12 protein-coding genes are annotated in these 14619 nt (G+C 66.6%); 8 read left to right on the top strand and 4 right to left on the bottom strand.

Annotated elements, in window-relative coordinates; all coding sequences use genetic code 11:
* The first annotated feature begins 93 nt into the window (after positions 1–93).
* The 5 genes from ACZ5YA_RS10550 (at position 94) to ACZ5YA_RS10530 (ending at position 5652) form a co-directional block, all read left to right on the top strand.
* Positions 94–846, top strand: a complete 753-nt coding sequence (locus tag ACZ5YA_RS10550) for a GntR family transcriptional regulator (RefSeq protein ID WP_251882076.1) — start codon at positions 94–96, stop codon at positions 844–846.
* Complete coding sequence (locus ACZ5YA_RS10545; protein ID WP_059372352.1) at positions 797–2113, top strand: malonyl-CoA decarboxylase domain-containing protein; 1317 nt, start codon at positions 797–799, stop codon at positions 2111–2113. Before ACZ5YA_RS10550 ends, ACZ5YA_RS10545 begins: the two co-directional genes overlap by 50 nt.
* A gap of 43 nt (positions 2114–2156) precedes the next feature.
* On the top strand, positions 2157–2948 hold the full coding sequence (locus ACZ5YA_RS10540; RefSeq protein ID WP_059372354.1) for an enoyl-CoA hydratase/isomerase family protein: 792 nt from the start codon (positions 2157–2159) through the stop codon (positions 2946–2948).
* Positions 2949–2953: 5 nt separating this feature from the next.
* Positions 2954–4495: a malonate--CoA ligase gene (locus tag ACZ5YA_RS10535; protein ID WP_464092475.1), complete on the top strand. Its 1542-nt coding sequence runs from the start codon at positions 2954–2956 to the stop codon at positions 4493–4495.
* A gap of 185 nt (positions 4496–4680) precedes the next feature.
* Positions 4681–5652, top strand: coding sequence for a Bug family tripartite tricarboxylate transporter substrate binding protein (locus tag ACZ5YA_RS10530; RefSeq protein ID WP_251881914.1), 972 nt, complete (start codon positions 4681–4683; stop codon positions 5650–5652).
* Positions 5653–5694: 42 nt separating this feature from the next.
* Here ACZ5YA_RS10530 and ACZ5YA_RS10525 read toward each other — a convergent pair whose 3' ends face one another.
* Positions 5695–6651 (bottom strand): aldo/keto reductase, encoded by a 957-nt coding sequence (locus ACZ5YA_RS10525; RefSeq protein ID WP_059372362.1) that lies wholly within the window; start codon positions 6649–6651, stop codon positions 5695–5697.
* A gap of 272 nt (positions 6652–6923) precedes the next feature.
* Here ACZ5YA_RS10525 and ACZ5YA_RS10520 point away from each other — a divergent pair, with 272 nt between their 5' ends.
* The 3 genes from ACZ5YA_RS10520 to ACZ5YA_RS10510 all read left to right on the top strand — a co-directional run bounded on the left by ACZ5YA_RS10520 (position 6924) and on the right by ACZ5YA_RS10510 (position 10001).
* The gene (locus ACZ5YA_RS10520) at positions 6924–7895 is read left to right on the top strand and encodes an ABC transporter substrate-binding protein (RefSeq protein ID WP_059372365.1); all 972 of its coding nucleotides are present in this window, start codon (positions 6924–6926) and stop codon (positions 7893–7895) included.
* Between the two features lie 418 nt (positions 7896–8313).
* Positions 8314–9204, top strand: a complete 891-nt coding sequence (locus ACZ5YA_RS10515; RefSeq protein WP_059372366.1) for an ABC transporter permease — start codon at positions 8314–8316, stop codon at positions 9202–9204.
* A gap of 2 nt (positions 9205–9206) precedes the next feature.
* The gene (locus tag ACZ5YA_RS10510; RefSeq protein ID WP_464092474.1) at positions 9207–10001 is read left to right on the top strand and encodes an ABC transporter ATP-binding protein; all 795 of its coding nucleotides are present in this window, start codon (positions 9207–9209) and stop codon (positions 9999–10001) included.
* Positions 10002–10049: 48 nt separating this feature from the next.
* Here ACZ5YA_RS10510 and ACZ5YA_RS10505 read toward each other — a convergent pair whose 3' ends face one another.
* From ACZ5YA_RS10505 to ACZ5YA_RS10495, 3 genes are all read right to left on the bottom strand, one after another.
* A complete protein-coding gene (locus ACZ5YA_RS10505; protein WP_464092473.1) occupies positions 10050–11297 on the bottom strand; it encodes an NAD(P)/FAD-dependent oxidoreductase in 1248 nt (415 codons plus the stop codon).
* A gap of 96 nt (positions 11298–11393) precedes the next feature.
* On the bottom strand, positions 11394–13028 hold the full coding sequence (locus ACZ5YA_RS10500; RefSeq protein ID WP_464092472.1) for an NAD(P)-binding protein: 1635 nt from the start codon (positions 13026–13028) through the stop codon (positions 11394–11396).
* Positions 13028–14539: a polyamine aminopropyltransferase gene (locus tag ACZ5YA_RS10495; RefSeq protein WP_059372374.1), complete on the bottom strand. Its 1512-nt coding sequence runs from the start codon at positions 14537–14539 to the stop codon at positions 13028–13030. Before ACZ5YA_RS10495 ends, ACZ5YA_RS10500 begins: the two co-directional genes overlap by 1 nt.
* Positions 14540–14619: the final 80 nt, after the last annotated feature.

Raw genomic sequence — 14619 nt, 5'->3', positions numbered from 1 at the left:
CCGACGCGCAAGGGGTTTCCTTTTTCCCGCATCCGGCTCTATCATGGCCTTATTCATAATTATGAATTACGGTGCAGTCCTGACCGCTGAACCATGACCCTACCCATCGTCCGGCAAGCCCTCTACCTGGAAGTCGCGGACCGCCTGCGCGGCATGATCCACGCGCGTTCCCTGCGCAACGGCGAATGGATCGACGAATTGCGCCTGGCGGGCGAGCTGGGCATCTCCCGCACTCCCTTGCGCGAGGCGCTCAAGGTGCTGGCCACCGAAGGGCTGGTGCGGTTGGAGCCGCGCCGCGGCTGTTTCGTCAATGAGCTCTCGGCGCAAGACCTGGAAGACATCTTTCCGCTGATGGCCATGCTGGAAGGGCGCTGCGCCTTCGAGGCCGCGCGCAAGGCCAGCGATGCCCAACTCGCCGAGCTGGAACCCCTGCACGCGGCGCTGGCGGGCCATGCCCAGGCCGGCCGCATCGACGCCTATTACAAGACCAACTACCTGATCCACGAAGCAGTGCAGGCTCTGGCCGGCAACCAATGGCTGTCGGACATGGTGGGCAATCTGCGCAAGGTGCTGAGCCTGTCGCGCCACCGCAGCCTGTCGCACCCCGGCCGCATCCAGCAGTCCTGCGCCGAGCACCTGGCCATATTCGACGCGCTCAAGGCGCACGACAGCGAGGCCGCGCAGGCGCTCGCGCACAACCACCTGATGCGGCAGCTGGAAGCGCTGCGCGCATTGAGCCATGCGGATGCCGCCGATGCGGCGCCGTCCGATCCCATCGTCATCGAGGAGCCCGCCCATGTCCGCACCCGCCAATCTCGCGCCCGCGCGCGGCGCACGCACGCCTGAGCCCGAGGCCGATACCGTCGATGCGGCGGCCGTTGCTGAAAGCGCGGGTCTGATGTCCCGCCTGGGCAAGCTGTGGGAACGCGGCCGACTGCCCAGCGAATCCGAAATACGGCGGCTGTTCGAGGCGCGCCTGACCGACGTGGCCGCCAACAAGCTGGCCCGCCGGTGGTGCGAGCAGTACAGCGCCGCGGACGGCAAGGACCGCCGGCTGATGTTGACCGCGCTGGCGCAGGCGCGCGGCAGCTACGCTGGCGAAGGCGGCGAGGGCGTGCGCCTCTTCAAGCGTTTCAATGCGCAGCCCCAGGGCCTGCGCTTCCTGGTCGAGCTGCGCGCGGACATGCTGCGCTGGCGCAAGCAGGTGGCGGGCATCCAGATGCTGGACAAGGACCTGGAAGGCCTGCTTTCCGCCTGGTTCGACGTGGGCCTCTTGGAGCTGCGGCCGCTGACCTGGGATTCGCCGGCGTCGCTGCTGGAGAAGCTGATTCTCTACGAAGCCGTGCACGAGATCACCTCCTGGGACGACTTGCGCCGCCGCGTTTCGCCGGACCGCCGCTGCTACGCCTATTTCCATCCGCAGATGCCGGGCGTGCCGCTCATCTTCGTGGAAGTGGCCTTCGCCAGCCAGATGGCCGACAACGTGCAGGTGCTGCTGGACAGCACCTTGCCGCCGCAGGATCTGGACAAGGCGCGCTGGGCCATCTTCTATTCCATCTCCAACACGCAGCCCGGCCTGAAGGGCATCAGCTTCGGCAACTTCCTGCTCAAGCGCGTGGTGGAGCAGCTGCTGCATGAGCTGCCCAAGCTGAAGTCCTTCGCCACGCTGTCGCCCATCCCGGGCTTCGCCGACTGGCTGGGCAAGCTGGACGCCGAGGCGGTAGAGGCCATCGTGCGCGAGGACAAGGTGCGCGCCAAGTCGCGCAAGCGCGAGGGCGTGCCCGACGGCCGGCGCTGGGTTGCGCGCCTGGCCAAGGCGGCCCAGGGCAAGGCCGCGGACGTGGTCAAGCGCGCGGGTTTCCGCCTGACGGCCAATTACCTGCAGTCCATGAAGAACGGCATGCCGGTGGACGCGGTGGCGCGCTTCCATCTGGGCAACGGCGCGCGCATCGAGCGGCTCAACTGGGCCGCCGATACCTCGCCCAAGGGGCTCAAGCAGTCCTGCGGCCTGATGGTGAACTACCTTTACGACCTCGACGAGCTGGACGACAACCTGGCCCTGCTGGGCGAGGGCAAGCCCCAGGTCAGCCGCGGCGTGGGACGCGTGGGATAAACGCCGCGCGCGGCGCAACAACATAAGAAAGAGGGCAGGAGACATGACGGACAACGTGGCCGGCCGCGTGCTGCTGGAACGCGAGGGCGATCTGGCCCGGGTGACGCTATCGCACCCGGGGCGCCTGAATGCGATCACGGTGGGCATGTGGCATGAACTGCGGGACGTGTTCGGCCGCATCGCGCAGGACGACGCGGTGCGCTGCGTGATCGTGCGCGGCGAGGGCGGCAATTTCGCCGCCGGCGCCGACATCCGCGAATTCCCCGCGCAGCGCGGCGACATGGCCGGCGTGCAGCGCTACCACCGCGAGGTACTGGCGCCTGCCTTGCAGGCGGTGGCCTTGTGCCCGCAGCCCGTGGTGGCGCAGATCGAAGGCGTGTGCGTGGGCGGCGGCCTGGAAATAGCCAGCCAGTGCGATCTGCGGATCGCTGGAGAATCCGCGCGTTTCGGCGTGCCGATCAACCGCCTGGGATTTCCCATGGCGCCTGACGAAATGAGCGGCCTGCTGGCCTTGGTCGGACGCGCCGCCACCCTGGCGATACTGCTCGAAGGCCGCGTGTTCGGCGCCGCCGAGGCTCGCGAACTGGGCTTGTTGACGCGCATTGTTGCCGACGATCAGGTGGCCGACGCGGCCAAACGCAGCGCCGAGCGCATCGCGGCGGGCGCGCCGCTGGCGGCCCGCATCAACAAGCGCCTGTCGCGCAGGCTCGCCGCGGGCGGCGCCTTGACCGAAGACGAATACCAGGATTATTTCTCGTACGCCGACAGCCGGGACCACAAGGAGGGCGTGCGCGCTTTCCTGGCCGGCGTGGACCCTTCCTTTTCCGGAGACTAGACAAGGTGAGCAACGCTAATCTATATGCTGTCCTGCAAGGCGGCTTTCCCAAAGACCGCAGCAAAGTCGCGCTGGAAACGCCCGACCTGCAATACACCTGGGACGACATCGATCGCGCCACCGCGTGCCTGGCCAACCTGCTGACCTCGTTGCGGCTGCCGGCGGGTTCGCGCGTGGCGGTGCAGATCGAAAAGTCGCCCGAAGCACTGCTGCTGTACCTGGCCACCTTGCGCGCCGGCCTGGTCTACCTGCCGCTGAATACCGCCTACCGCGAATCGGAAATCGAGTACTTCCTGGGCAACGCGGAGCCGGCCGTGGTGGTTTGCGCCAGCAAGAACCTGGACTGGGTGCAGCGCGCGGCAGACAAGGCTGGCACCGCGCATGTGTACACGCTGGACGAGGACCGTAGCGGCACGCTGCTGGATGCCGCCGGCGGCCTGTCTCAGACCTTCAAGACCGTGGCGCGCAAGCCCGACGACCTGGCCGCCATCCTGTACACCTCCGGCACCACCGGGCGCAGCAAGGGCGCGATGCTGTCGCATGGCAACCTCGCCGCCAACGCCCGCGTGCTGCACGACTACTGGGGCTGGCGCTCGGACGACGTGCTGTTGCACATGCTGCCGATCTTCCACGTGCATGGCCTGTTCGTGGCCTCGCACGGCGCCTTGCTGGCTGGGGCCAGGATGATCTGGCTGCCCAAGCTCGATGTCGACCAGGCCCTGCGCTACCTGCCGCAGAGCACCGTAATGATGGGCGTGCCGACGTACTACGTGCGTCTGCTGGCCGACCCGCGCTTTGACCGCAGCGTCTGCGCCAACATGCGTCTCTTCATCTCGGGCTCGGCGCCTTTGCTGGCCGAAACCTTCTCGGACTTCCAGAAGCGCAGCGGCCACGCCATCCTGGAACGCTACGGCATGAGCGAGACGGTCATGCTTACCTCCAACCCCTATGACGCCAAGCTGGGCGAACGCCTCGCGGGCACCGTGGGCCGCGCCCTGCCGCAAGTGCAGGTACGCGTGGTCGACGATGCCGGCATCGCGCTCGCGCCCGGCGAGATCGGCAACGTGCAGGTGCGCGGGCCGAACGTGTTCTCGGGCTACTGGCGCATGCCGGAAAAGACCGCCGAGGAATTCACCGCCGACGGCTGGTTCAAGACCGGCGACGTGGGCCGCTGGGGCGGCGAGTCCGCCGGGCGCGACGTACCCGCCGACTACCTGTCCATCGTGGGCCGCAGCAAGGACCTGATCATTTCCGGCGGCTTCAACGTGTACCCCAAGGAAATCGAAACGCTGATCGACGACATGCCCGGCGTGGCCGAATCGGCTGTCATCGGCGTGCCGCATGCCGACTTCGGCGAGGCCGTGGTGGCGGTGGTGGTGCCCAAGGACGGCGCGGCGCTGGACGCGGATGCGATGCAGGCGGAACTGAAATCGCGCATCGCCAATTTCAAGGTGCCCAAGCGCGTGCACATCATCGGCGAACTGCCGCGCAACACGATGGGCAAGGTGCAGAAGAACGTGCTGCGCGAAACCTACAAGGCGCTCTGACATTCGCCAGGACCGCTTCCCGTCGGGAAGCGGCCTTTCCGGCCGGGCGCGCCGCGCCGGCCCCCTATTCAGGAGACTATCCCCCCAAAAACATGCAGGTCCCAGCAGCCCATTCCCTACAAGAACTTCAAGAGACGAGACGCACATAACCGCGCCGTCCCCATGCTGCAGCAAGAGGAGACAATATGAAATATCGCACCACCGCCGCGGCCGTATTCGCCGTGGCCGCCCTGGGTTTCGGCGGCGTCGCCGCCGCGCAATGGCCCGAACGCCCGATCACGCTGATCGTCCCGTTCCCCGCCGGCGGCGGCACGGACACCTTTGCCCGTCCGCTGGCCCAGCAACTGACCACGCAGCTGGGCCAGCCCGTGGTCATCGACAACAAGGGCGGGGCGGGCGGAACCGTGGGCGCGGGCGTCGCGGCCAAGGCCAGGCCCGACGGCTACACCTTCTTCATGGGCGGCGCGCACCATGCGCTGGCCCCCTCGCTGTACAAGAACCTGAATTACGACATCCAGAAGGACTTCGTGCCGGTCGCGCTGGTTGCGCAGCCGCCGCAGGTCATCGTCATCAATCCGGCCAAGCTGCCGGTGAAGACGGTCCAGGAACTGATCGACTACGCCAAGAAGCGCCCGGGGGAAATCAACTTCGGCACCGCGGGCAAGGGCAGCACGCACCACCTGGCCGGCGAGCTGTTCGCCATGCAGACGGGCATCAAGCTGGTGGACGTGCCCTATCAGGGCGCGGGACCCATGCTGTCGGCCCTGATCGGCGGACAGGTGGACCTGGCGTTCGACGGCCTCGGTTCGTCCGCCGGCCATATCCGTTCCGGCACGATCAAGCCTTTGGCCGTGGCCGCCACCGAACGCTCGCAATCGCTGCCCGACGTGCCCACCGCTGCCGAGGCTGGCGTGCCGAACTACGTGGTGTCGACCTGGTACGCAATCTGGGCGCCCGCGGGCACGCCCAAGGAAGCGGTGGACAAGATGAGCGCCGAGATCACCAAGGCCCTGAATGCGCCGAAGATCAAGGAAACCTGGGCGGGCAACGGTTCGGCGGTGCCTACCCTGACCGGCGCCGAGTTCGGCAAGTTCGTCGATAGCGAGGTTGGGCGTTGGGCCAAGGTGGTGAAGGACTCGGGGGTGAAGCTGGATTGATGGCCGCGAGTCAGGCGTGCGCCACGTGGCGCGCGCCTTCCCTCACCGCCATTCACTCGCCTGGCTCAGCTTGGCCAGCTGATCATGCGTCAGCGTCAGGCTGGCCGCCTTGACCAGTTCGTCCAGTTGTTCGAGCGAGGTCGCGCTGACGATGGGCGAGGTGATGCCGGGCTGCGCGATCTGCCAGGCCAGCGCGGCCTGGGCGGGCGTGCAGCCGGCGTCCTCGGACACTTCGTCCAGCGCTTTCAGGATGCGGTAGCCGCGGTCGTTGAGATAAGTGTCGACGATCTTGCGTCCGCGCGGGCTCTTGCCCGCGTCCGCGGGACTGCGGTACTTGCCGCTGAGGAATCCGCTGGCCAGGGCGTAATAGTTGATGGTGCCCATCTGCTGCGTCTTCACCAGGCTCTGCAGCCCGGACTCGAAGGGTTCGCGGCGGTACAGGTTGTATTCCGGTTGGATGCTCTCGTAGCGCGGCAGGCTGTGCCGTTCGCTCGCGATCAGCGCTTCGGACAGCCGCACCGCGGTGTAGTTGGAGGCGCCGATGGCGCGCACCTTGCCGGACTCGATGTGCTTGGCGTATTCGGCCAGGGTGTCGGTCAGCGGCGTGTCGGGATCGTCCTGGTGCGACTGGTAGAGGTCGATGTGGTCTGTCTGCAGCCGTGCCAGCGAGGCTTCCAGCGAGCGGCGGATGTAGGCCGGCGCCAGGCCCTTGGCGTCGGGCCCCATTTCCATGCCGACCTTGGTGGCGATCAGCACGCGGTCGCGCTTGCCCGAGCGCTTTAGCCATTTGCCGATCAGGGTCTCGGATTCGCCGCCCTGATTGCCCGGAACCCAGCGCGAATACACATCCGCCGTGTCGATGAAGTTCAGGCCGGCGTCCACCAGCGCGTCCAGCAGCGAGTACGTGCCGGCTTCGTCCACGGTCCAGCCGAAGACGTTGCCGCCGAAGGTGAGGGGAGGAATCTGCAGGCCGGAACGGCCCAATGCGCGTTTGATCATGGTGAGGCCTCTGGATGCTGCGGTTGGCGGCGCGGAAGACGTCCGGTTTTTGCTGTTCCGGCCGATGCGATTCCGGGCTTTTCAGTATATTGACGCCGCTGCGCCCAGTTACGGGGCATGCGATTGCGGCATGCACCATTTCAGGGATTCCCCCGAAACGCTTTGGGTGGGCGGCAAGTTAGACTATACGGCTTTATGGCTAGTCCGGCCGGCGGGGAGCCGCCAGCGGCGCCGTAATAATGAGCAAAAACAAGGGTTCAAGGAGCTTATCTATGCTGATCGGAAAAAAACATTTTCTGACGGTTGGCGCCATGGCGCTGGCGATGGCTATCGCCGCGCCTGTGTCCGCGCAGCAGAAATCCGTGGCGGTCACCGCCATCGTCGAGCATCCGGCGCTGGACGCCGTGCGCGACGGGGTGCAGGACGCCCTCAAGCAAGCCGGCTATGAACCGGGCAAGAACCTGAAGTGGCAATACCAGAGCGCCCAAGGCAACAACGGCACCGCCGCCCAGATCGCGCGCAAGTTCGTCGGCGACAAGCCTGACGCCATCGTCGCGATCGCCACGCCGTCGGCCCAGGCCGTCGTCGCCGCCACCAAGGACGTGCCGGTGGTGTATTCCGCCGTGACCGATCCCGTCGCCGCCCAGCTGGTCTCCAGCATGGACGCCTCGGGCACCAACGTGACCGGCGTGTCGGATCTGCTGGCCCTGGACAAGCAGGTCGAACTGATCAAGAAAATCGTCCCCAACGCCAAGCGCGTGGGCATCGTCTACAACCCGGGCGAGGCCAACTCGGTCGTGGTCGTGAAGAAGCTGCAGGAAATCCTGCCGAAGTCGGGCATGAGCCTGGTTGAAGCGGCCGCGCCGCGCTCGGTGGACGTGGCATCCGCGGCCCGCAGCCTGATCGGCAAGGTCGACGTCATCTACACCAATACCGACAACAACGTCGTGTCGGCCTACGAGTCGCTGGTCAAGGTCGGCAACGACGCCAAGATCCCGCTGATCGCGTCCGACACCGACAGCGTCAAGCGCGGCGGCATCGCCGCCCTGGGCATCAACTACCGCGACCTGGGCGTGCAGACGGGCAAGGTGGTGGTGCGCATCCTGAAGGGCGAGAAGCCTGGCGCCATTCCCTCGGAAACCATCTCCAAGCTCGAGCTCTACGTGAACCCGGGCGCCGCCGCCAAGCAGGGCGTGACCCTGTCCGATGCGATCATCAAGTCGGCCGCGGTGGTCGTGAAGTAATAGTCAGCCGTACCCGCCCCGCCATGCCTATCCGGCATGAGCGGGGCTTGTTTTATGTTTTGGTGTCTTGCCTTACCCCATGGTCTTCAGGGCGGCAGCATTCACAAGATGCTCGCGGCCCGGCGCAATGTGCTGGTCTTGAATGGCCGGCGGCCCGCCTTACGGCGTTGTGCCCGCCCGGCGTTTTTGCTCCCTGAATGGTCCTGCAGACTCATGCTGGCGGCCCGGCCGTCCGGCACGGGAGGGCTTTGGCAGGAAACCGGAGAAAATCCCCTGCGGGGAAACGTTTCTTGCGAAAGCTGGGGTAAAACTGACCCCGAAACGCAAGATATCCGACGCGGCAACTCTTTAATATGCTCGTTTCTTGCCTTCGTGCAAGTTCTTAATATGCCCGCTTCTCACTGATTGGATTTGACCCATGTCATTGTTCTCGTTGTTAGGTGCGTTGGAGATCGGCCTGATCTTCAGCCTGGTGGCTCTGGGCGTGTATATCTCGTTCCGCCTGTTGCGCTTCCCGGACCTGACCGTTGACGGCAGCTTCCCGTTGGGCGGCGCGGTCTGTGCGACGCTGATCGCCTCGGGCACCGACCCGTTCCTGGCCACCGTCATCGCGACGATCGCTGGCGCCGCGGCCGGGCTGGTCACCGGCTGGCTCAACGTCAAGCTCAAGATCATGGATCTGCTGGCCAGCATCCTGATGATGATCGCGCTGTACTCGGTCAACCTGCGCATCATGGGCAAGCCCAACGTTCCGCTGATCACCGAACCCACCGTCTTCACCATCCTGCAGCCTGAATGGCTGTCGGACTACGTCGCCCGTCCGTTGATCCTGATCGTCATCGTGATCCTGGCCAAGCTGGCGCTGGACTGGTTCTTCGCCACGCAGACCGGCCTGGCGGTGCGCGCCACCGGCTCCAACGGCCGCATGGCCCGCGCCCAGGGCGTCAACACCGGCCGCATGATCCTGGGCGGCATGGCGCTGTCCAACGCGCTGGTCGCGCTGGCGGGCGCGCTGTTCGCCCAGACCCAGGGCGGTTCGGACATTTCGATGGGCATCGGCACCATCGTGATCGGCCTGGCCGCCGTAATCGTGGGCGAAAGCATCCTGCCGTCGCGCAAGCTGGTGCTGGCCACGCTGGCCGTCATCATCGGCGCCATCGTCTACCGCTTCTTCATCGCGCTGGCGCTGAACAGCGATTTCATCGGCCTGAAGGCGCAAGACCTGAACCTCGTCACCGCGGTGCTGGTCACGTTCGCCCTGGTCATTCCCATGCTCAAGCGCCGCCTCCTCGGCAAGAAGGGGAGCTGAATATGTTGTCCGCAAAAGACCTCAAGATCACATTCAACGCCGGTACGCCCATCGAGACGCGCGCCTTGCGCGGCCTGTCGCTGGAGATCCCGTCGGGCCAGTTCGTGACCGTCATCGGCTCCAACGGCGCCGGCAAGTCCACCTTTCTGAATGCAGTCTCGGGCGACCTGCCGGTCGACTCCGGCCGCATCGACATCAACGGCGTCGACGTCACGCGCCAGCCTGTGTGGGCGCGCGCGGGCCGCGTGGCCCGCGTGTTCCAGGACCCCATGGCCGGCACCTGCGAAGACCTGACCATCGAAGAGAACATGGCGCTGGCGCAGATGCGCGGCGCGCGCCGCGGCTACAGCCGTGCGGTCAAGGCCTCCATGAAGGAAGGCTTCCGCGAGCGCCTGGCCACGCTGGGCCTGGGGCTGGAAAACCGCCTGAGCGACCGCATCGGCCTGCTGTCGGGCGGCCAGCGCCAGGCGGTCAGCCTGCTGATGGCGGCCTTGCAGCCTTCGCGCATCCTGCTGCTGGACGAGCACACCGCGGCGCTGGACCCGCGCACCGCGGACTTCGTGCTGCAGCTGACCGCCCGCATCGTCGCCGAAAGCCAGCTCACCACGATGATGGTGACCCACAGCATGCGCCAGGCGCTGGACGTGGGCGACCGCACCGTCATGCTGCATCAGGGGCAAGTGGTGCTGGACGTGTCGGGCGACGAGCGCCGCGGCATGGACGTGCCGGATCTGCTGGCCATGTTCGAGCGCGTGCGCGGAGAGAAGATCTCGGACGACGCCCTGTTGCTGGGATAAGCGCCAGGCGCCGGCCGCGTGAACCGCAGCCGGCGGCTTCCCGCCGTTCTAGATGAACCGGCCGGGCCGGAATGCCTCATGGCGCGAGACCGCGCCGTCGCCGCACATCAATTCGCCCAGTATCTTCGCCGTGCCGGGCGCGGTGCTGAAGCCGATGTGCTGGTGGCCCAGCGCCAACCACAGGCCGGGATGGCGCGGCGCTTCGCCTATCATCGGCCGGCTGTCGGGCAGCGTCGGGCGCCGCCCCAGCCACGCCTCGGCATCCAGCCGCCGGTCCAGCGGAAACGCCTCGCGGGCCCGCGCTTCCGCCAGGTCCAGCTGCAGCGGCCGGGCGGGTGCCTCGCAGGCGTCCAGTTCCACGCCCGTGGTCAGGCGCAGGCCGCGCGCCATGGGCGACAGCACGTAGCCCCCGCCGGTGTCGTAGACCGGGCGCGTCAGGCCGGCGCCGTCTGCGCCGCTGTAATGCATGTGGTAGCCGCGCTCGAACGCCATGGGCAGATCTATGTCCGCCGTCTTCAAGAGTCCCTTCGACCAGGGACCCAGCGCGACCACCAATCGATCCGCCGCTATCGATTCCGACCCCTGCGCGCCTTGCACGACCCAGCCCTGGCCTTCGCGGCGGATGGCGCTGGCGGCCAGGCGCTGGAACGCGCCGCCCGAGCGGCGGAACAGGCCGGCATAGGCCGCGACCACTTCGTGCGGATCATTGACGGAATACGAGCCCTGGATCCACAGGGCGCGGCGGAAGATGGGCGCAAGCGCGGGTTCGATCTCCGCGAGTTCCGCGGGTTGCAGGACCTGGGTCGGCACCTGGTACTGGGCAAAGGTCTTGCGCGACAGTTCGCCGCTGTTCCAGCCCTGTTCCGAGCGGTACAGGAAAATCCAGCCGGTATCGCGCAGCCGGTGCGCCGCGCCCGACTCGTTCAGCAGCCGCAGATGCTCGGGCGCCGAAAGCCGGATCAGGCCGTCCAGCGCCTCCACGGTCTGCCTGAACACCGCCGGCCGGGCGTTGAGCAGGAAGCGGGCGGCCCAGCCCAGGTTCTGCGCCAGATAGCTCAGCTTGTAGCGGAACTGCACGGTGTCGTTTTTCAGCAGCCGCGGCAACTGCGCCCACAAGCCGGGGTGGTTGAATGGCATCAGCGAACTGCGCGCAATCACGCCGGCGTTGCCCAGCGAGGTTTCCAGGCCTGGCTCCTGCCGGTCCACCAGCGTGACGGACAGGCCGCGGCGCTGCAGTTCCAGGGCGCAGCAGACGCCCACGATACCCGCGCCTAGGACAACGACGTGTTTTCCCATGTCTTTTTATCTGAGTCCGGTCAGGAGGTGCCGTGATGCCCGGCAAGCTCGCGGAATTGTATTGCAGGCGGCCGGAGAAAACGCGGCGCGCGAACGTCAGGCCTGCGGCGGTGTTTGGCCCATGATGCGCCCCGCGGCGGCCACGCCCCACCACGAGGCTTCCTCGAACACGGAATAGCCCGATAGGTCCGAGTGCGCGAACAGTATCGGACCGTCCACGTCGCGCAGCGCGGCCAGTCCCGGATTGGACAGGTAGCCGCACAGCGGCGAGGCCATGGCATGGCCGCGCACCGTGATTTCCAGCTGGCGCGCATGGCGCCAGAATTCCTTGCCGTAGGCCGCGACCAGGTCGGATGCGGCCTCGGCCCGCAGTTCTTCCGGGTTGGCGCGGGTCAGCCATTCGCGCGCGGCCTGGGGCGTCTGTCCGCCGAGCGCGTGATACGCCGTGAAGACGCAGCGCGGCGTGCGGGCCACGCGCAGCAACTGGTGCGTGGAGACGACATAGCCCAGCGCCTTGCCTTGATAGACCACGTTGTCCCAGGACAGCGGTTCGCCCGGGGCTTCGGCCGGGTAGCCTTCCATGACGAAGTTCGACACCATCCAGGGCGCGTGCGGCGGCGCATGCACCGCCGGATCGTAGCCATAGGCGCGGATGTCGGGCAGGATGCGCTGGGCCACGAACAACGGCATCGCGCACACGGCTCGGCGCGCCTGCACCGTGTAGGCGTCGGAGGACGAGGCCAGGCAGGTGACCAGCGCGCCGGCGGGCGTCTCCTGTACCCGGACCGCCGTGCCGGCGGCCAGCCAATCGGCATGGCCGAGCTTCTTGGTGATGGCGTCGCGCATGCGCTGCATCAGCGTCGACAGGCCGCCAGGCCAGGTCAGCACGGCGCCTTCGCCCGCATTTTCGGCATGGCCGTCGCGGCTGGCGAAGTAGTGCAGGCCGGCCCAGGCCGAGACCGCGTCGTATTGCGCGCCGTAGTCGTCGCGACAGCAGTAGTTCAGGTACCAGTGCAGCGCGGGCGAGGTGTAGCCTTCGCGGTCCAGCCATTGCTTGAACGTGATCGCGTCCAGCGCGCGCCAGGCCGGATCCCGCGACGACAGCGTGAGCGGGATGCTGAAGACCTTGCGGCCGTCGCTGCCGGTCTGCGTGTGCAGGCGATTGATCAGCGCGAGAAATTTGCGGTGCTGCGCCAGGTCCGCTTCCGGCAGCCCGTTCATGGGCAGCAAGTTTTCTTCCCAATGGCCGCCGCGCAGCAGACGCTCCTGGGGCGAGTGCACCAGCGCGGTCTCGTCGTAGTAGGGACGGGGGGTATTTGCGCCGCGCTCGATGATGCCGAAGTCGGCCAGCATTTCGCGTATGTGCGTGGAGGCCATCGAGGGCAGGGGCAGGTAGTGCGCGCCCAAGGGGTAGTCCAGGCCCTCGCGCTGGCCGGCGGCCGCATTGCCGTCGAGTTCGGGACCCTGCAGCACCAGGAAATCCGTGTGCCCTTCGCGCGCCAGCTTCCAGGCGCAGGACAGGCCCGCCACGCCCGAACCCAGTATCACGACGTCGCGCTTGTGGCTGGCCGAGGGCTGCGGCCAGGCCGCCCCGTCGCGCAAGGCGTGGCCAGCCTGCATGCCCGGGTAATGGATTTCCGGCGTGGTCTCGACGATGCGCGAACGGTAGTACCCGGCGGTGCCGGCGACCGCGGCCGTGGCCGCGCCCAACAGGAAGCTGCGCCGCCGCATCAGCGGATGACCTTGCGCCAGTCCTCGTCGAAGTAGCGCACCAGCGATTGCTCGTTCAGACGGTTCGGAGGCATCGCCAGCGCGGGCATGTCGGCAGGGAAGTGGAACAGTTCGCGCGTCGTGACCGGGTCCAGGTAGCGCGTGGGCACGGTGATCGCGGCGGGCGGCTCGTAGTCGCGGCGCTTGCTGGCCAGAATGAAGCCCCAGTCGCCGAAGGACGGCACGTAGGTGTGGTACGGCCAGGTGTTCAGGCCGGCTTCCTTCAAGGTGGCGTCCACGCTCCAGAACGAGCGCGGCGCGAAGTAGGGCGAGGTGGACTGCACCACCATGTAGCCGTTCTCGGCCAGGTGGCGCGCCATCAGGTGATAGACCGGCACCGAGTACAGCCGGCCCAGGCCGAAGTTGGACGGGTCCGGAAAATCCACCACGATGTAGTCATAGACCTCGGCATGGGTTTCCAGCCAGCGGCCGGCGTCGTCGTTGATGACCGTGACCCGCGGATCCTTCAACGACCCCTGGTTCAGCTTGACCAGCGGCTCGGAGCGGGAAAACAGGCCGGTCATGGCCGGATCCAGGTCCACCAGCGTCACGTGTTCGATATTCTTGTATTTGAGGATTTCGCGCACTGCCAGGCCATCGCCGCCGCCCAGCACCAGCACGTTGCGCGCCCAGGGCAGGGCTTGCAGGCCGGGATGCACCAGCGCTTCGTGGTAGCGGTGCTCGTCGCGCGACGAAAACTGCAGGTTGCCGTTGATGTACAGGCGCAGGTCGTCGTGCCAGCGCGTGACCACCAGGCGCTGATACTGCGTGGTTTCCGCGTGCACCACGTCGTCGCCGTACAGGCCTTTCTCGGCCCAGGCCGTCATGCTGCCGGAATAGATGAAGCCCAGGCCCAGGAACCCGATCACCACGCTGGCGCGGATGGCCTTTTCGCTGGGGCGGGGGATCTCGGCGCGGAACAGCCAGGTGGTCCACAGCGCCACGCTGGCGTTCAGGATGCCGAACAGGAAGCTGGTGCGCAGCAACCCGAGCTTGGGCGCGAGCAACAGGGGAAACACCAGCGACACAGCCAGCGCGCCCAGGTAATCGAAGGTCAGCACGCGGCTGACGATTTCGCGGAATTCGGTCTTGCGCTGGTTGAACACCCGCATCACCAGCGGGATTTCCATGCCGACCATCAGGCCAATGAGGAACACGCCCACATACAGCGCCGCGCGAAAGGGGGCGGGCATCCATGAGAAGACCAGGAACAGCACCGCGGCGGAGACGCCGCCCAACAGCGCGACCAGCAGCTCCACATCGATGAAGCGATTCAAAACGTCTTCGTCTCTTACATATTTTGACAACCACGAGCCTATGCCCATGGCGAACAGATAACAGCCGATGACGGAAGAGAACTGCAGTATCGAATCCCCCAGCAAATAGCTGGCCAGCGCGCTGCTGATGAGCTCATAGCCCAAACCGCAGGAGGCGACGATCAATACCGAAAGGATGAGAACGCGGTCGCGCATGAGGTGTCCGACACGAAAAATGCGTTCGCAGTATATCGAACGCGCCGTATATACTGCGCGCAATTAGGAGGGTGGCAATG

Source organism: Achromobacter sp. JCM 18799 (genome assembly GCF_055395645.1).
The sequence above is the reverse complement of the archived record's forward strand: the minus strand, read 5'-3'. Positions and strand labels throughout refer to the sequence as shown.

What these genes read in the sequence shown, in the direction of transcription:
- ACZ5YA_RS10510 (WP_464092474.1), top strand. Translation starts at nt 9,207, where the DNA reads ATGTTGTCCGCAAAAGACCTCAAGATCACATTCAACGCCGGTACGCCC.
- ACZ5YA_RS10550 (WP_251882076.1), top strand. Translation starts at nt 94, where the DNA reads ATGACCCTACCCATCGTCCGGCAAGCCCTCTACCTGGAAGTCGCGGAC.
- ACZ5YA_RS10500 (WP_464092472.1), bottom strand. Translation starts at nt 13,028, where the DNA reads ATGCGGCGGCGCAGCTTCCTGTTGGGCGCGGCCACGGCCGCGGTCGCC.
- ACZ5YA_RS10545 (WP_059372352.1), top strand. Translation starts at nt 797, where the DNA reads ATGTCCGCACCCGCCAATCTCGCGCCCGCGCGCGGCGCACGCACGCCT.
- ACZ5YA_RS10505 (WP_464092473.1), bottom strand. Translation starts at nt 11,297, where the DNA reads ATGGGAAAACACGTCGTTGTCCTAGGCGCGGGTATCGTGGGCGTCTGC.
- ACZ5YA_RS10540 (WP_059372354.1), top strand. Translation starts at nt 2,157, where the DNA reads ATGACGGACAACGTGGCCGGCCGCGTGCTGCTGGAACGCGAGGGCGAT.
- ACZ5YA_RS10530 (WP_251881914.1), top strand. Translation starts at nt 4,681, where the DNA reads ATGAAATATCGCACCACCGCCGCGGCCGTATTCGCCGTGGCCGCCCTG.
- ACZ5YA_RS10495 (WP_059372374.1), bottom strand. Translation starts at nt 14,539, where the DNA reads ATGCGCGACCGCGTTCTCATCCTTTCGGTATTGATCGTCGCCTCCTGC.
- ACZ5YA_RS10525 (WP_059372362.1), bottom strand. Translation starts at nt 6,651, where the DNA reads ATGATCAAACGCGCATTGGGCCGTTCCGGCCTGCAGATTCCTCCCCTC.
- ACZ5YA_RS10520 (WP_059372365.1), top strand. Translation starts at nt 6,924, where the DNA reads ATGCTGATCGGAAAAAAACATTTTCTGACGGTTGGCGCCATGGCGCTG.
- ACZ5YA_RS10515 (WP_059372366.1), top strand. Translation starts at nt 8,314, where the DNA reads ATGTCATTGTTCTCGTTGTTAGGTGCGTTGGAGATCGGCCTGATCTTC.